Here is a 14,496-nt window from a genome sequence, read left to right as displayed (position 1 = left end):
TAGATGCGAGTGGGCTGCGCGGTTCCCGCTCGATGCGCGCTAAGCACGATGCGCGGACCACCGATCTCAGCGTCGAAGACCGCAGCGACCCGCAGCGAAAACCGGTGTTCCGTCGGCGAGCCACATCCGCACGGTCTCGCCTACACGCTTGTGCCAGGAACGGTCGATCGCCACGGACGCGTCGTTCAGACCGTCCAGCGACCCCTGCCGGACGCGTAGCCCTAGCACCGCCGGAGAATCGACGGCTATCGCCGAGAACGGCACCGGCGTGGGCGCTTCCAAGTGAAACGGGGTCAACGCGGGTTCCCGCATAAGGACACTCGTCTCAGTAACAGCAGTCGCCGCCACCCCCGGTGCACCGGTCACGCGCCGCACACCGGTCACGCGCCGCACTCCGGTCGTCCCGGTCACGCGACGGACGCGCGCGACCGTCTCCGCGCTGAGCCCGCCTCCGCTTCCGCCCCCGCCCGCCGGTAGAACCACCACGTCAGCGGACGCGGCCTGAGCTCGCAACCCCCGATTCCTGACCGACTGCCCGATATCGGTCGAGCCGAGGACGGCCAGCGCGAGCCCCAAGGTGATGACGAGCGGGACGATCGTGCTCGCCGCCTGCCGCGGCCCGGCGGCGACCCGCTCCCGCGCCAGCAGCGCGCCCGGCCCCGCCCCCCGCGTGAGCGGCCAGCTGAGCACCCTGACCAGCGACGGAAGCAAGGTCGGAGCCAGCAGCGCAGCCCCGCCGACGATCAGCAACGCGAGCTCGACGTCCGTCTTGGCGTCCAGCGCGGTCGCGGGCGCCAGCACGGCCACCGCCACCAGCAGGACCGTTCCGCAGCCGAGCGCGCCCAGCCCGGCGAGCCGCCGCGGCAGAGCCCATCCGGCGCGCTCCACGTCGGCTTCGCGCATCGCCTCGGCCGGGCGGACGGTCGCGGCCCGCACCGAAGCGGCCACCACCGCCAGCACCGCGACCAGCACGCCCCCGACGAAAGCGAGCGTCAGCGGCACGACGCACGCGGCGTCGCGCGGAACGCCGAACCACGCGGGCGCCAGCTCGTGCCGCGCCAGCCATCGGGCCAGCAACGGCCCGCCGACGAGGCCGGAGACGCATCCCACCGACGATCCGACGACGCCGACCAGCACCGCCTCCAGGGCGACCGACCGCACGACCTGCGCCGGTGTCGCGCCGAGCGTCCGCAGCAACGCCAGCTCACGGCGGCGGCGCGCGACCGACAGGCCGAACGCGCTGGCCGTGACGTACAGCGAGATCGACGCTGACAGCAATGCGGCGACGCCCAGGAACGAGGTCAGCGACGTGAGATCCGCCCGATCCCTCAGCGCCCCCGGATCGGCCAGCGCCCGCGAGCGTCCAGTCAGGATCTGCACGCCGGGGAGCTGTCGCTCACTGACCGGCCCCGCCGGCACGAGCGCGTCAACGGAGGGAGACAGGCGCGCCGCTTCGGCGTCGGAGAAGAAGACCGGATGTTCGACTTGCGGCGCGTCCGAAACGGGCCGCGCGACGCCCACCACGGTGTACGGCGCGTCGCGTTCGGTGGTTCGTACCGTCACGCGCTGTCCCGGCCGCGCCCCACCCGTGGTGACGATCTCGTCCGGACGCACCGGAGCGCGCCCCGCCGCAAGGACGTAAGGCGTGAAAGCGGCCGACGCCCAACCGTGCCCGACCTGGTCGGACGGCCCGCCGGGCAACCGCGCCGGGAACGAGCGATCCAGCGCGGCACCCGGGAAACGCGCCACCACGGAAGCGGGCAAAGCGGGCTGGGACGCGAACGGCACGGCGGTCGGCGTCCCGTAGCGATCCCGCAACCGCAGATTCGGATCGGCCTGAACCACGACCGGAACCGCAGCGAACCGCCGGGGCAGCCGATGCGGATCCGCCGACGCCGCCCCCAGCACCAGCGCCATCGTTGCGATCACCGCCACCCCGAGCGCGAGCGCCGCGACCGGCCCGGCCAGCGAACCCCACCGAGCCCGCACCCCGGCCCCCGCCACCCTCAACACGCCGATGCCTTCCCAGCAAGCCCAAACCCACCCCAACCAGCCCCGCCCACACGTCCGTCTGCGGCACCCTCTCGTCTCCCGCCCACCCGAGCGGCTTCACCCCTGCGCGCACTTCCAGCTTCACCAGCCGCCCGCGTCCCGCCGTCAACCGCCCGCGTCGCGTCATCAGCCGTTCGTGCCGCGGCACCAACCGCCCGCGTCGCGTCATCAGCCGTTCGTGCCGCGGCACCAACCGCCCGCGTCGCGTCATCAGCCGTTCGTGCCGCGGCACCAACCGCCCGCGTCGCGTCATCAGCCGTTCGTGTCGTGTCACCAACCGTTCGCGTCATCCCGTCAGCCGCCCGCGTCGTGCCGTCAGCCGCCCGCGTCATCCCGTCAGCCGCCCGCGTCGTGCCGTCAGCCGTTAGCGTTGCGCTGCTGGTCGTCCTGGCTTCCATGGCTCCACCTGCGCGTGAGGTTCCGTGGTCGCCCACGGTTTCGGTGTCGCCGGCTTCGAGGGCGGTCAGGTGGGCGGCGACGGTTGCGGCGTCCGGGTGGTCCAGGGTTCCGGCGAGGCGGCCGTCGGCGAGGAAGACGACGCGGTCGGCGTGCGCGGCGGCGATCGGGTCGTGCGTGACCATGACGATCGTCTGGCCCCGGTCGTCGACCAGCGAGCGCAGGATGCCGAGGACCGCGCGGGACGCGGTGCTGTCGAGAGCGCCGGTCGGTTCGTCCGCGAAGAGCACGCGCGGCGCGGTGACCAGCGCGCGGGCGATCGCCACGCGCTGCTGCTGCCCGCCCGACAGCTCGGCGGGCCGATGCCGTGCGCGATCACCCAGCCCCACGGCGTCGAGGGCGGCGGCGACGGCCCGGGCGTGCGGACGGTGTCCCGCCAGTCGCAGCGGCAGTCCGACGTTCTGCTCCGCGGTCAGCGCGGGCAGCAGGTTGTAGGACTGGAAGACGAACCCGATCGTCTCGCGGCGGAGCCTGGTCAGCGCGGATTCGCGCAGCCGCGACAGGTCGGCGCCCGCGAGCGAGACGGCCCCCGCCGTCGGACGTTCCAGCCCCGCGGCGCATTGCAGCAGCGTCGATTTGCCCGATCCGGACGCGCCCATCACGGCGGTGAAGGAACCCTCTGCGAATCCCAGGGTGACCTTGTCCAGGGCGGTGACCGCACCGGCCCCTGTCCCGAAGGTCTTGCTCACTGCGGTCAGCCGCACGATCTCCATGCGTCCAAGCCAAGCGCCGCCGCCGGGCCCGGTCGATCAGCCAGGACACCGTCTCGCGGGTATGCCTGGCCTTACCTCATGCCCTCATCCGCGCCATATGGGACGTCCGGGAACCCGCTTCTATCCTGGCCGGATGGACGCGATGACGGCTTTGCGGCGGCGCGGGTTCCTGGCGTCGGCCCGGCCGTGGCGGAGCCTGGCCTACCTCGTGACCAGTTCGGTGCCGGGCGCGCTGGTCCTCACCGTCGTCGTGGCGGTGCTGCTCGTCGGCGGGACGCTGTCCTCGGTGCTCGTCGGGCTGCCGATGCTGGCGGCGCTGGCCTTCGCGGGGATTCCGGTCGCGGCGTTCGAGCGGTGGCGGCTGCGCCTGGTGGACGCCGCGCCGGTCGCCGACCCGCATCGCGCCCCGGACCGTCCGGGCGTCGGCGGCTGGCTCGCCACCCGGATCCGCGAGGCCGCGACCTGGCGCGAACTGGGCTTCACGCTGCTGCTCGCGATCGTCCTCTGGCCGCTCGACCTGGCCGTCGCCGCCGCGGGGGCGGCGGTGCCGTTCGCGCTGCTCACCGCCTGGATGCCCGTCCTGTCGGGCGGACGCCGCGGACTCCTGCCCGGCCTGGCGATCCACACGCCCGCCCAGGCGCTCGCGGCCGTGCCCGCCGGAATCGTCCTGTTGGCGGGCGGTGCGTACCTGGTCACGGCGACGGCGGCCGCGCGCGCCGCGCTCACCCGGCGGCTGCTCGCGCCGCGTCCCGACGAGGCCGCGCGCCTGCTCGCCGAGGTCACCGGATCACGCGCGCGCCTGGTCAGCGCCTTCGAGGCCGAGCGCCGGCGCATCGAACGCGATCTGCACGACGGCGCGCAGCAGCGGCTCGTCGCGGTCGCCACCAGCCTCGGCCTGGCCCTGCTCGACCTGGCGCCCGGCCCCGCCGCCGACCACGTCGCGCACGCGCACGAGCAGGCCCGGCACGCGCTCACCGAACTGCGCGAACTGATCCACGGCATCCACCCGCAGGTCCTGACGCAGCACGGCTTGCCCGCCGCCATCCAGGACGCCGCCGACCGTTCTCCCATACCGGTTGACCTGAGTTTGACCATCCAGGGACGCCTACCCGCCGACGCCGAAGCGACCGGCTATTTCGTCGTCTGCGAAGCGCTCGCCAACATCGCCCGGCATAGCGGCGCGCGACGCGCCTGGATCGTCGCCGAACACCGCGGCGACACCCTCCACCTGGAGATCGGCGATGATGGCGCGGGCGGCGCCGACCCGTCGCGCGGAAGCGGACTCACCGGACTTTCCGACCGGCTCGCGGTCGTCGGCGGCACCCTCGCCCTGTCCAGCCCGCCGGGCGGCCCGACCTCGCTGAACGTGGAGTTGCCGTGTCCGAAACCCGCTCCCTCCGGGTCGTCCTCGCCGAGGACGGCGCCCTGATGCGCGACGGACTGACCGCCGTGCTCACCCGGTTCGGGCACCGCGTCGTCCAGGCCGTGGCGGACGCGCCCGCGCTCGCCGGCGCCGTCGAAGCACACAAGCCGGACATCGTCGTCACCGACGTCCGGATGCCGCCGACCCAGACCGACGACGGCCTGCGCGCGGCGATCGCCCTGCGCGAGCGCGATCCGGGCCTTCCGGTGCTCGTCCTCAGCCAGTACATCGAGGCCGCGTCGGCCGGCGAGCTGCTCGACTCCACCGACGCCCGCGCGGTCGGCTACCTGCTGAAGGACCGCGTCATCGACGTCGCCGAGTTCGCGGACGCGGTGCGGCGGGTCGCCGAGGGCGGCACCGTCATCGATCCGGAGGTGGTCCGCCACCTGCTCGGCCGCCGCCGCGACCCCCTCGACCGGCTCACCCCTCGCGAGCGCGAGGTGCTGTCCCTCATGGCGCAGGGTCATTCGAACTCCGCGATCGCCCAGGAGCTCACGGTCTCGTCCGCCGCCGTAGGCAAGCACATCAACAGCATTCTGGCCAAGCTCGACCTGCCTCCGGACGCCGACGCCCACCGCCGTGTGCTGGCCGTCCTCGCGTTCCTCCGCGCGTGACGGCGACCCTCTTTTCCGGGCGGAAACCGGACGCATGTCACCCTTGGTGAGCGTTGCGGATCCTTCGGGTGACGATACTGTCGCCCCAAGGGCCGGAAGGTCATGCGGCGGACGGTGAGTTCGGCCACGAAATCCTGCCCTTTTACCGGTTAAAGATATGGAAAAGTGCAGCTCATCCTGGTTTGTACGCTGATACGCGTTTGGGCTTGAGGGAAGCGTGGGAGCGCTGTTAGCTTCAGCCGGTGGACGACACGCGTGCACGGGCGGAGGCGATCGCGGACTTCGCGTCGACTCTGCGGGAACTGCGTAAGTCGGTCGGCAACCCCTCCTTCCGGGAGATGTCCGGCCGCTCTGGAGCGATCTCCCACACGACGCTGTACGAGGCCACGAAGGGCAACCGCCTCCCGAGCTGGGGGACCACCGCCGAGTTCGTCAAGGCGTGCGGCGCGGACCCGGCCGACTACCGCGAACGCTGGGAACGCGCCAATCTGGTGGTCAGGTCGGCCGCCGCCGCGAGCCAACCCCTCGCCACGCCGGCGGCGAGCCAGCCCCTCGCCGCTCCGGTGAGCCAACCCCTCGCCACCCCGGCGAGCCAGCCTCTCGCCGCTCCGACACCTGCGTCGGACGGCCCGCCGGGCACCCCCGCTCCGTCCGCGCCCCAAGCCCCCGCTTCTGCTTCACCTTCAACGGCGGACGCTCCGGACGTCGCAGAACGCCAGTCGGTTCCGGTCGGTATCGGCTCGCAGGCGCAGCAGCCGGTGGGCGAGACCTCGGCGTCCGTGCCGCTGCCGCCGTCACCGCCGCCATCGGACGCGGCGTCCGCGCCCACGCGCATGCCCGGCGTACCTGGCGTGCCCGGTGTGCCAACGCCGCCGCCGTACCCGTCGTCCGACCCGCTTCTGCCCCAGCCGCAGGACGAGAGCATGGTCACGATGCCCCCGTCCGCCCGGCACCCCGGCGGATCCGCGACGAACGGGACCATGAGCAACGGCCACGCGGGCGTCGGCCTCGCAGGAACCGGAACCACGGGCGCCGGTCTCGCCGGCGCCGGCACCGGGGGCGTTGGCACCGGGAGTGTCGGGTTGGGAGGCGTCGGGATCGAGGGCGTCGGCGTCCAGGCGGCTCTTCCCGCGACCGAGCGCCGAGGACGGTTCCGGAGGCATCGGACGGCGATCGCCATCGGGCTCGCGACGGCGGCGGTGGGCGCGGCGGTCCTCTGCGTGGTGCTCGTGAACGGCGACTCTGGCCCCGACCGGGACGCACACGATCTGAACCCGTCCGGCAGCGCGTCGGAGGCCGCAGGTACACCGGTCTCGTGTCCGGTCGTCCCGGCACATCCGTCGCTCGCCCCGCCCCTGCACAAGGGTGACGCGGCCGCGTTCATCGCGGACATGACGTTACCGGACTGCACCCATGTCGGCCCCGGCCAGACGGTTCCCAAGGTGTGGCGCATCAAGAACGCCGGGACGGTGCCGTGGAGCGGTTACACGCTGCGGCGTCTGGACGTCCCGCAACGACCCGACGAGTGCCAGACCCGGACGCGCGTGCCGATCAAGGACACCGGGCCGGGCCAGATGGTCGACATCCGGGTCGACGTCACCACGCCGAAGACTCCCGGCCTGTGCTACGTCCGCTTCAAGATGATGGACGCCGAGGGCAAGGTCGCCTTCCCCGGGAACCGTCCGGTCAACTTCCAGATCATCGTGGACGCGCCCTGACGCACCGGCGACGCCCCGGGCACCAGAACGCTTCGGCAAGGCGCCGAACGCCCTGACGCACTGGCGACGCCGCCCAAGCGCCAGGACGCTCCGCTGCGTCCGCCGAGCGTCCTGGCGTTCCGCTGCGTCCGCCGAGCGTCCCGGCGTTCCGGTGCGTCCGCCGAGCGTCCTGGCGTTCCGGTGAGGCGCCAAGGTTCCCCGCCGTGGGAGCACGGCGGGGAACCATGGTCGTCCCGTCCCGGAGGACTAGGAGCTGAGGGTGATCCGGCTGTAGTACGCCTTCAGGATCCTCGAGTAGCTCCAGCCCGCGTTGGCCTTGTCACGCGAGCCGTACTGCGACATCCAGTCGCCGTTGCGCCAGGCGCCGCACGCGGTCGAGGTGGAGCAGTACTGCGCCATGAAGATCGAGCCGCCCCGGTTCATCCGGACGCCCCAGGTGGCGTCCACCGCGGCGTTCGTCGACGCCTTGGCCGAGCCCGGCTTGTACACCTGGCTGGAGGTGTTGTCGTAGACGTCGAAGCACTGGCCGCCCGAGGTCTTGCGGGTCGAGTGCATCGCCCACCACCAGGCGTAGCTCTTGACCGCCATCGCCCCGGCGCGCAGGGACTCCCGCGGCCAGCTCGACACCCACTCGTTGGGCAGGACGTTCTTGACGTAGTACTTGAAGTTCACCCGGTCCACGCGGTGCAGGCCCACGCGGTACACCAGGATCGTCGACGGCGCCTTGGTGTTCGTGCCGTCGGTCTTGCAGCCGCCGCCCGGGCCGCCGCCACCGGTCGGGCCGATCTTGTGCGAGGCGTTCTGGTTCTTCAGCCCCGAGTTCAGGTTGCCCTTGGTCCCGGCCTTGAAGTCCTGGTACCGGCCGCCGTAGTTGGAGTTGAAGTACACCCGCACGGTCTTGCCGGTCCGGTTCCAGACCGAGGCCGCGGAGTTCTTGACGCACTTGCCCTTGCCAGCGCCCGGGCCCTTGAAGTCGAAGCAGGACGGCTGCTTGGCGCCGTAGTCGGCGACGGATCCGGTGAAGTCCGACACCGAGCCCTTCTCGCCGCTGTTGTAGTAGAGGCAGAACTCGCCGTTGTCGCAGACGCCGTTGCGTCCGGCGGCCATGGCGGGCGCGGCGGTGGCGACCACCGCTCCGCCGAGCGTCATCGCGGCGGCGGCGACGCTGAGAGCCCGTGTGGTTCGTTTGGACACGGTCATTCCTTCCCTGAAGCTCGTGCCGTCGCGGTGATCAGCGGTAGTTGTAGCCCTGGGACAGCCAGAACGAGACCGGGTTCGGGTTGTCCAGGTGCGGGTCGCCGACGCTCTTGGCGGCGAGCTTCTGGTAGCCGGGGCGCATCTCGACGTGGGTGTGCGCGGCGCCGGCGGACGAGACGCCGTGCCAGGCCTCGTCGGCGATGATCTGGCCCTTGGAGATCGACTGGCCCACCCGCAGCGACGAGCGCGGCGCGGAGTGCAGGTAGATGACCGTCTTCTTCAGCGAGGCGTTGTAGATCGAGATCGTGGACAGGCCGGACCGGCCGTTGTAGCCGCGCGCGATGTAGATGATCTTGCCGCTCACCAGCGCGTGCACGTCCGAGCCGATGCCGCGGGCGATGTCGGTGCCCTCGTGGCGTCCGGGCGTGGTGGTGTAGCCGTCGAACGGGCAGCTGATGTGGCCGCCGCTGGCCCGGTACAGCGCCCAGGACATGTTCACCCGGTTGGTCGGGCCGATCGCGTGCGAGGCGTTCTGGTTCTTCAGCCCGGAGTTCAGGTTGCCCTTGGTCCCGGCCTTGAAGTCCTGGTACTTGCCTCCGTAGTTGGAGTTGAAGTACACGCGGACGGTCTTGCCGGTCCGGTTCCAGACCGAGGCCGCGGAGTTCTTGACGCACTTGCCCTTGCCGGCGCCCGGGCCCTTGAAGTCGAAGCAGGACGGCTGCTTCGCGCCATAGTCGGCGACCGAACTCGTGAAGTCCGACACCGAGCCCTTCTGGCCGCTGTTGTAATAGAGGCAGAATTCGCCGTTGTCGCAGACGCCGTTGCGTCCGGCCGCCATGGCGGGGGCCGCGGTGGCGAGAACACTTCCGCCGACAGCCGCGACTGCCGTCGCCGTCGTGAGAACCTTGTTGAGGGTTCGCATGGGGGGTGTTACTCCTTTTTTCCTGGCGGGGCTTCGGGGATGTGGACGGGTCAGCGGGCCCGGAGGTATTCCTCCCAGGTGCGAATGGGGCTCACCTTGGGGCCGTCATCCGGGCGGCGGTTGGCCAGGCCGTTCTGGCCGAGGTAGTAGTCGCCGATCTGGTGCTGGGCCTGCACCGACAGATCGGTGTCGTTGATCGCGGTCGCGTGGATGTGCCACGGCCAGTTGCCCTGCTGCGGGCTGCGCACCCAGGCGGCGAACCCGACGCGGCGCAGCGCGCGGGCGACGGAGGTCCGGGTGGCGGCGTTCATGCCCTTGACGTTGATGTCGACGACCCCGCCGCCGTCGTGCGTGCCGGCCGAGGTCGGGTCGCCGCCGGGGTTGTAGGACCCCTGGTCGAGCGTCAGCTTGCGGTGCAGCAGGCGCTGGGCCTCGTTGAGCATCTTCTGCGTCCGCGTGTTCACGACGAACTTGCCGATCTTGACGCGCGGGCCCGGCGCGATGACGTGGGTGACCTTGAACCGGCCCGCCCCGAGCTTCGCCAGCGACGCCTGCCCCGGCAGCCCGTTCGCGCTCAGGCCCTTGTAGCCGAGCGACTGCTGGAACTTGGTGTAGGCGGCGGTCGTGGTGGTGCCGAAGTAGCCGTCCACCCACTTCTTGTCCAGCAGGTGGCGGTCGCGCAGCGCCTGCTCGACCAGCAGGACGCTGGCCTTGGCGCCCGGCGTCAGCTTGTTGTCCGGCCGCCGCGGGTCGATCTGGGCCGCCTTGACGACGGCCTCCATGTCCACGCTCGGCAGCGGCTTCGCCTGCGCCACCGACTCGATCTTGTGGTCCTGCGCCTGCGCCACCGACGTCACGGCGACACCGGCCAGCGTGACGCTGAGAGCGGTCGCCCCGAGGGCGGCGTATGCGGACAGCTTCATCGTTTCTCCTGGTTGCAGGCGGGGGGTAAGGCTCGAAGCGGTGATCACCTTGGCGGACCGGCGTCCGATTCCGCAAGAAGTCGGGTGTTGTCAGGCTGTTCGACGAACTGTGCGTACACGCACGCACGCGGTCTGACACCGAACGGCCTCGTGAACGCGCAGGCCAGAGCCTCCGAACACCTGCCGGGCCGCGCTGGCGGACACGCCTCGTCCTCGAACACGGGGAATGGACGCGTCCGCTCGGAACAAGAAACGATCGAAGGGACTCGTGCCCGCCGCGTTACCGACCGCGACTCCTTTCAATGCTTGCGCAAACGTCGTACGGCCCCGGTTCTCCGAGTCGTTACCGACCCGAGCTGCTACACGTGTGGACGGAAACGCCGATCAAGTGCAGGCCCGCCGCCCGACAGTGAATGGCTGATTCCTGGACGGCAATACGGTGGACGGCTGCGATCAAGATCGGCATCCGCGGATCCAGAACACGAGGAGTTCAGCGTTCTGCTCATCGAGTACAAAATGGTCGGCGAAGCCGAGCGAACCACCAGTCAGCGCGTCGGAGGACAATCCACCGGGAGCTTCCGAGCCAGAACCCGGTAAGTATTGCTGCGGCGCCGGAATGGTGTGATCAGGAAGTCCAGCACGATCGCCGCGGTGAGCAGGGGAAGGCCGATCAACTGTCCCGCCGTTGCGCGGGCGTATTGCCGGACGCCGGGCCGGTGCGGGCTGCGCCACGGATACTCCACGTCCACCCCGATCAGATTGATCAGGCAGGCGGCGCCGCCGGCGAGGTCGCCGCCGCGGCGGGCCTCACGGCGGTGCACGGCGACCACCTCCATGCCCCGCTCGCGCAGAGCCCGCTCAAGGTTGCCGACGGGGACCAGGTGCAGGTGCTGCGGCGGCAGGTAGGGCAGGTAGAACGTGCGCAGCAGCGTCGCGAACGGGGACTCCGGATCCGGCATCTCCAGCAGGAAGTGGCCGCCGGGACCGAGGAGCCCGGCGGCCAGGTCCAGCTCGGCGAGCGGGTCGGAGGTGTGCTCCAGGTAGTGGTTCATGCTGATCATGTCGTAGCGGCCGGCTTCCATGTCGGGCCCGAGGTCGAGGAACTGGCCGCGGTAGGCCCGGTCGACCCAGCCGCGGCGGGCGGCCTCCTCGACGCCGCTGCCCATGTCCAGGCCGTCGAACGCGGTCCCGGTGAGCACGGTGCGGGCGACGCGGCAGAAGTGGCCCTTGCCGGTGCCGACGTCCAGCCAACGGCCGGGCGTGCCGAACTGCCGCACCATCTGGGCACGTGCGAGGTAGTCGCGGTTGGTCGAGCTGAGGATGAGCTCGGTCGTCTGCTCGCTGAGCCCGTCGTAGGCGTCGCGGTAGTAGAAGTCCAGGCCGTCCGGCGTCAGCCGCGGGTTCTGGAAGACGTGCCCGCACCGCTGACAGCGGTCGAGCGGGAACCGGCCCGGCTTGACCAGGATGACGTCCCGGGTGACCACGTGGCGGACGAGCTCGGCGGACCCGCACCACGGGCACTCGGTGCGCCGCTCGCCCTGGAAACGCTCGACGCCCGCCGCGATCTCCTTCCAGTACCACTCCCGGGCGTTCTCCCTGCGATCCAGCAACCGTCGTTCCCACCTGGTCCGGGGCGCGCGCAGCGTCCGCCAGATCGTCAGCGGCGTGGCAACGAGGCGCCCCCAAGCGGCCAGATGCAGATCTGCGGGCGCCAGGGGTGTCCGGACGAACACGACATAAGGGCTCAGGCAGTAGAGCAGGACGAGCCCGAGCCCCCACCCAACGTCGATCAGCAAGCTGGACAGCACGAGCAGATAGCCGACTCCGGCGAAATAGGAAGTCTGCGGCAGCGCCACCGAGGGCGGCAGTGACAGCGCCAACGAGCGCAGCCAGGCCCGCCGCTGCCCGGTCCGGTCGACGGCGCGGAACGGGGCGACCACCATGTCCGCGGACTCGACGTAGAACCGGAGCCGTCCCGTGGCCTCGCCCATCTCACCAACGTCGAGCCCACTGGAGGCGTCCAGGGGAATCTCGGAACGCTCCAAGGAGACCTGTGCCCGCCGGAAGCCGTCCGCCTCTACGAGCACCGCATAACCGGCGCCCCGTCCAAGCCCGAACCACTGTCCGCGATAGGCCCGCGGATCGACATGACGAACGAGGTCGAGAGCCTGCTGCACCGGCAGGTCGTCCGGAACCAGGTCGACCATCCCGAGCCCGCGTTGCCGAGCGTGTTCGCCGGCAGCCCGCAACACGCTCGCAGGCACATCGGCGTCCTCGGCCATGACAGCCGCATAGCCCTCCAGAGACCCTTCCGTCCCGGACAGTACGGACAGGCCGCAGACCTTACGACGCAAGCGCAGGCCGTTGACCAGTACCCCGCCCATCACCACCCAGATCAGCCAGACCACGGGCGTCTCCGAAACGACAAGTCCTGCAAAGCGGCACCCGCCGCACCGAGCCGTCCGGTGGACGGCGTAGAAGCTGAGATCACGACCCAGGAACGTACGGGCCGATCGTCCGCATCTGACCAGGTGAGAGCCGCCCGTAAGACTTCCGCAAGATCCCGTCACGCCTTCGACCCCACCCGATGACGACCGGTCACTCCCGTCCCGCCTGACGCACCCAGCACGCGTCCCGAAGCAAGCGAAGCCATCCACTGATCGATCCGATACCTCACCTCATTCCTGCTGGTGACTGACATTTTTCGTGCCCCTTCGAGGAATGCATCGGGAACCATGTGAAGCGCGAGAACGTCGTAGTAACGCACGCCATCAATTCCTTTGACCGACGTGACAGGGACACCCTTGGTGAGCGTCCAGCAACGTCTCTCCAACGACCTGCCCGCCCTGCACACGGTCGCCAAGAACTGGCGCTGGACCTCCTGGTGCCTGGGCCAGGTCGGCGGCGATGTGGACGGCTCGGTGACGCAACTCAGCTGCGCGGGATTCAAATGGTCGACCGATGACGCCAGGTCCGCCGTCGGCAGGCTCGACGGCGTTCACCACGACGTCAGAGCGGTTGCGTCCGAGGCTTGGGCGATGAGCTCTCACAGACTAGACGCGGTCCGGACGGGGCATTCAGCAGTGACTGGTCGTCTACGTCATAAAGCGGAACGACAAGGGCGACAATTTCAACTGGAACTACGCTCCCAAGTACTTTCAATACTGTATCATCGGCACCAATTAGAACAGGCACGTCGAGGTGCAGAAACGCTACGATTGGGACGTCCTAAGCGAGGATCGCCGACCGCTAAGTCGCGCGGGACCTCCTTTCCCAGGACAAGGCCCCGCCCCAACATGATCGGCGACGCCCACGACTTCGACGTTCGAGGCCGAACCCACCAGATGACGGCGAACTGATTTGATGAACCGCCTGAACAAAGCCGGCTGCGGCTGCGCCATCGCGGTACTGGCCGCCCTCGCGCTCGCCGCCGGACTGCTCGTCTGGTTGTGGGCCTCCCTGGACTTGGACGGCGAACCCGTCCCAGGCTGGCAGGAAGGCCCGCACACCCCGGAGCCGTCCCCCACGATCCATTGGACTCCGTTCTCCACCGCGCCGAAAGCATCTCCACCCGGCACTGCCACCCCGTGACCACAAACCAGAGTTGTTCCTCCAGCCGTCCCAAGCCTGCAGGGAGAGCCTGCCGCCGCGCTTTCAGCGCGAGCTCCCAGCGCTGGGTGCATCGAGTGCTCTTCCCGACGGGGCGAGCCCCCACGTGCGCCGCGCGGGGCGTCAGGTGTGGGCGCGGAGAGATGGCGGTGGGGCAGGCTGGGTGGAGCCGGCCCGGTGTCACGCGGGCCGGCTCCACCCCGATGCGGTACAGGAGCGCAGGTCGTGATCGGTCGCACCCCTTTGTAGCCTGGCGCGTTCATCAGGCGGTGGTGCGGGATGGTTACGGGAGGACCTGCAGGGTGCCGGGTCCGGCGACGCTCTTGATCCCGCTCTCGAGGCATTGGGTGGGGTCGAAGTTCAGCCGGGCGCTGGTGACGTTGATGGGGTGGCCGGCGAAGTCGTTGTCGTGGCCGGAGTCGATGGTGGCCACCACGATTCCGACGGTCTCGCCGACGGGCCGCTGGCTGAGGGTGATGCCGCCGGAGAAGTGCGAGCTGCCGGTGTGGTGGTGGGAGGCGTCCTGCCAGTCCACGGTGCCGGTGGCGTTGGTGATGGGGGCGTTGATCGTGCAGCTGATCACTCCGCTGGCGGTGGCGGTGTACACGCCGTAGGTGTGGTCGGGATCGAGGACCTGGTTCACACACGGGCCGAACGTGCCGGTCACCGTGACGGTGTTGAAGGTGGGCAGCGCCGTCAACCCGGGGCTGATGGTCTGCTGGATGTATCCGGTGTCGCAGGACACCAGGGGCGTGTCGTCGGCGTGGGCGGGCGTGCCCGGAGCGATCGCCAGAGCGGCGCTGAGGGTCAGTGCCGCCACGGTGGCCCGGGCGGCATGGACGCGGATGGTGGACATGCGGGCTCCTTGA

The 14,496-nt window shown here is 70.4% G+C and carries 11 protein-coding genes; 4 read left to right on the top strand and 7 right to left on the bottom strand.

Annotated features, from left to right (window positions below; all coding sequences use genetic code 11):
* Positions 1-66: 66 nt before the first annotated feature.
* Positions 67-2,013: an FtsX-like permease family protein gene (locus ACFPCY_RS14360; RefSeq protein ID WP_378255243.1), complete on the bottom strand. Its 1,947-nt coding sequence runs from the start codon at positions 2,011-2,013 to the stop codon at positions 67-69.
* Entirely contained in the window at positions 2,007-3,221 is a 1,215-nt protein-coding gene (locus ACFPCY_RS14355) for an ABC transporter ATP-binding protein (RefSeq protein WP_378255241.1), read from the bottom strand. Before ACFPCY_RS14355 ends, ACFPCY_RS14360 begins: the two co-directional genes overlap by 7 nt.
* A 133-nt stretch (positions 3,222-3,354) precedes the next feature.
* On the opposite strand from ACFPCY_RS14355, the gene ACFPCY_RS14350 reads away from it, so the two are divergent.
* The 3 genes from ACFPCY_RS14350 to ACFPCY_RS14340 all read left to right on the top strand — a co-directional run bounded on the left by ACFPCY_RS14350 (position 3,355) and on the right by ACFPCY_RS14340 (position 6,976).
* Positions 3,355-4,650: a sensor histidine kinase gene (locus tag ACFPCY_RS14350; protein WP_378255239.1), complete on the top strand. Its 1,296-nt coding sequence runs from the start codon at positions 3,355-3,357 to the stop codon at positions 4,648-4,650.
* Positions 4,650-5,258, top strand: coding sequence for a LuxR C-terminal-related transcriptional regulator (locus tag ACFPCY_RS14345; protein ID WP_378256426.1), 609 nt, complete (start codon positions 4,650-4,652; stop codon positions 5,256-5,258). The genes ACFPCY_RS14350 and ACFPCY_RS14345 overlap by 1 nt, the downstream gene beginning before the upstream one ends.
* 242 nt (positions 5,259-5,500) lie before the next feature.
* Positions 5,501-6,976 (top strand): NBR1-Ig-like domain-containing protein, encoded by a 1,476-nt coding sequence (locus ACFPCY_RS14340; protein ID WP_378255237.1) that lies wholly within the window; start codon positions 5,501-5,503, stop codon positions 6,974-6,976.
* A gap of 246 nt (positions 6,977-7,222) precedes the next feature.
* Here the strand turns inward: ACFPCY_RS14340 and ACFPCY_RS14335 are convergent, their stop codons facing one another.
* The 4 genes from ACFPCY_RS14335 to ACFPCY_RS14320 all read right to left on the bottom strand — a co-directional run bounded on the left by ACFPCY_RS14335 (position 7,223) and on the right by ACFPCY_RS14320 (position 12,426).
* Positions 7,223-8,170, bottom strand: coding sequence for a peptidase inhibitor family I36 protein (locus ACFPCY_RS14335; protein ID WP_378255235.1), 948 nt, complete (start codon positions 8,168-8,170; stop codon positions 7,223-7,225).
* A gap of 37 nt (positions 8,171-8,207) precedes the next feature.
* Complete coding sequence (locus ACFPCY_RS14330; protein ID WP_378255233.1) at positions 8,208-9,095, bottom strand: peptidase inhibitor family I36 protein; 888 nt, start codon at positions 9,093-9,095, stop codon at positions 8,208-8,210.
* A gap of 50 nt (positions 9,096-9,145) precedes the next feature.
* Positions 9,146-10,018 carry a peptidoglycan-binding domain-containing protein gene (locus ACFPCY_RS14325; protein WP_378255231.1) on the bottom strand — a complete coding sequence of 291 codons (873 nt, stop codon included), beginning with the start codon at positions 10,016-10,018 and terminating at the stop codon, positions 9,146-9,148.
* A 545-nt stretch (positions 10,019-10,563) separates the two neighbouring features.
* Positions 10,564-12,426, bottom strand: a complete 1,863-nt coding sequence (locus ACFPCY_RS14320; protein WP_378255229.1) for a methyltransferase domain-containing protein — start codon at positions 12,424-12,426, stop codon at positions 10,564-10,566.
* Between the two features lie 955 nt (positions 12,427-13,381).
* Between ACFPCY_RS14320 and ACFPCY_RS14315 the strand changes: the two genes are divergently transcribed.
* Positions 13,382-13,609, top strand: a complete 228-nt coding sequence (locus tag ACFPCY_RS14315; protein WP_378255227.1) for a hypothetical protein — start codon at positions 13,382-13,384, stop codon at positions 13,607-13,609.
* A 301-nt stretch (positions 13,610-13,910) separates the two neighbouring features.
* Here ACFPCY_RS14315 and ACFPCY_RS14310 read toward each other — a convergent pair whose 3' ends face one another.
* Entirely contained in the window at positions 13,911-14,483 is a 573-nt protein-coding gene (locus ACFPCY_RS14310) for a hypothetical protein (RefSeq protein WP_378255225.1), read from the bottom strand.
* Positions 14,484-14,496: the final 13 nt, after the last annotated feature.

It is taken from the genome of Actinomadura gamaensis, from assembly GCF_042652125.1.
In the GTDB taxonomy this organism is placed as follows: Bacteria; Actinomycetota; Actinomycetes; order Streptosporangiales; family Streptosporangiaceae; genus Spirillospora; species Spirillospora gamaensis.
Note: the sequence above shows the minus strand (reverse complement) of the source record. Positions and strands in the feature narration are given on the sequence as shown.

Coding starts and splice junctions, on each gene's coding strand:
- ACFPCY_RS14355 (WP_378255241.1), bottom strand. CDS start 3,221: ATGGAGATCGTGCGGCTGACCGCAGTGAGCAAGACCTTCGGGACAGGG.
- ACFPCY_RS14310 (WP_378255225.1), bottom strand. CDS start 14,483: ATGTCCACCATCCGCGTCCATGCCGCCCGGGCCACCGTGGCGGCACTG.
- ACFPCY_RS14350 (WP_378255239.1), top strand. CDS start 3,355: ATGGACGCGATGACGGCTTTGCGGCGGCGCGGGTTCCTGGCGTCGGCC.
- ACFPCY_RS14345 (WP_378256426.1), top strand. CDS start 4,650: ATGCGCGACGGACTGACCGCCGTGCTCACCCGGTTCGGGCACCGCGTC.
- ACFPCY_RS14315 (WP_378255227.1), top strand. CDS start 13,382: ATGAACCGCCTGAACAAAGCCGGCTGCGGCTGCGCCATCGCGGTACTG.
- ACFPCY_RS14330 (WP_378255233.1), bottom strand. CDS start 9,095: ATGCGAACCCTCAACAAGGTTCTCACGACGGCGACGGCAGTCGCGGCT.
- ACFPCY_RS14325 (WP_378255231.1), bottom strand. CDS start 10,018: ATGAAGCTGTCCGCATACGCCGCCCTCGGGGCGACCGCTCTCAGCGTC.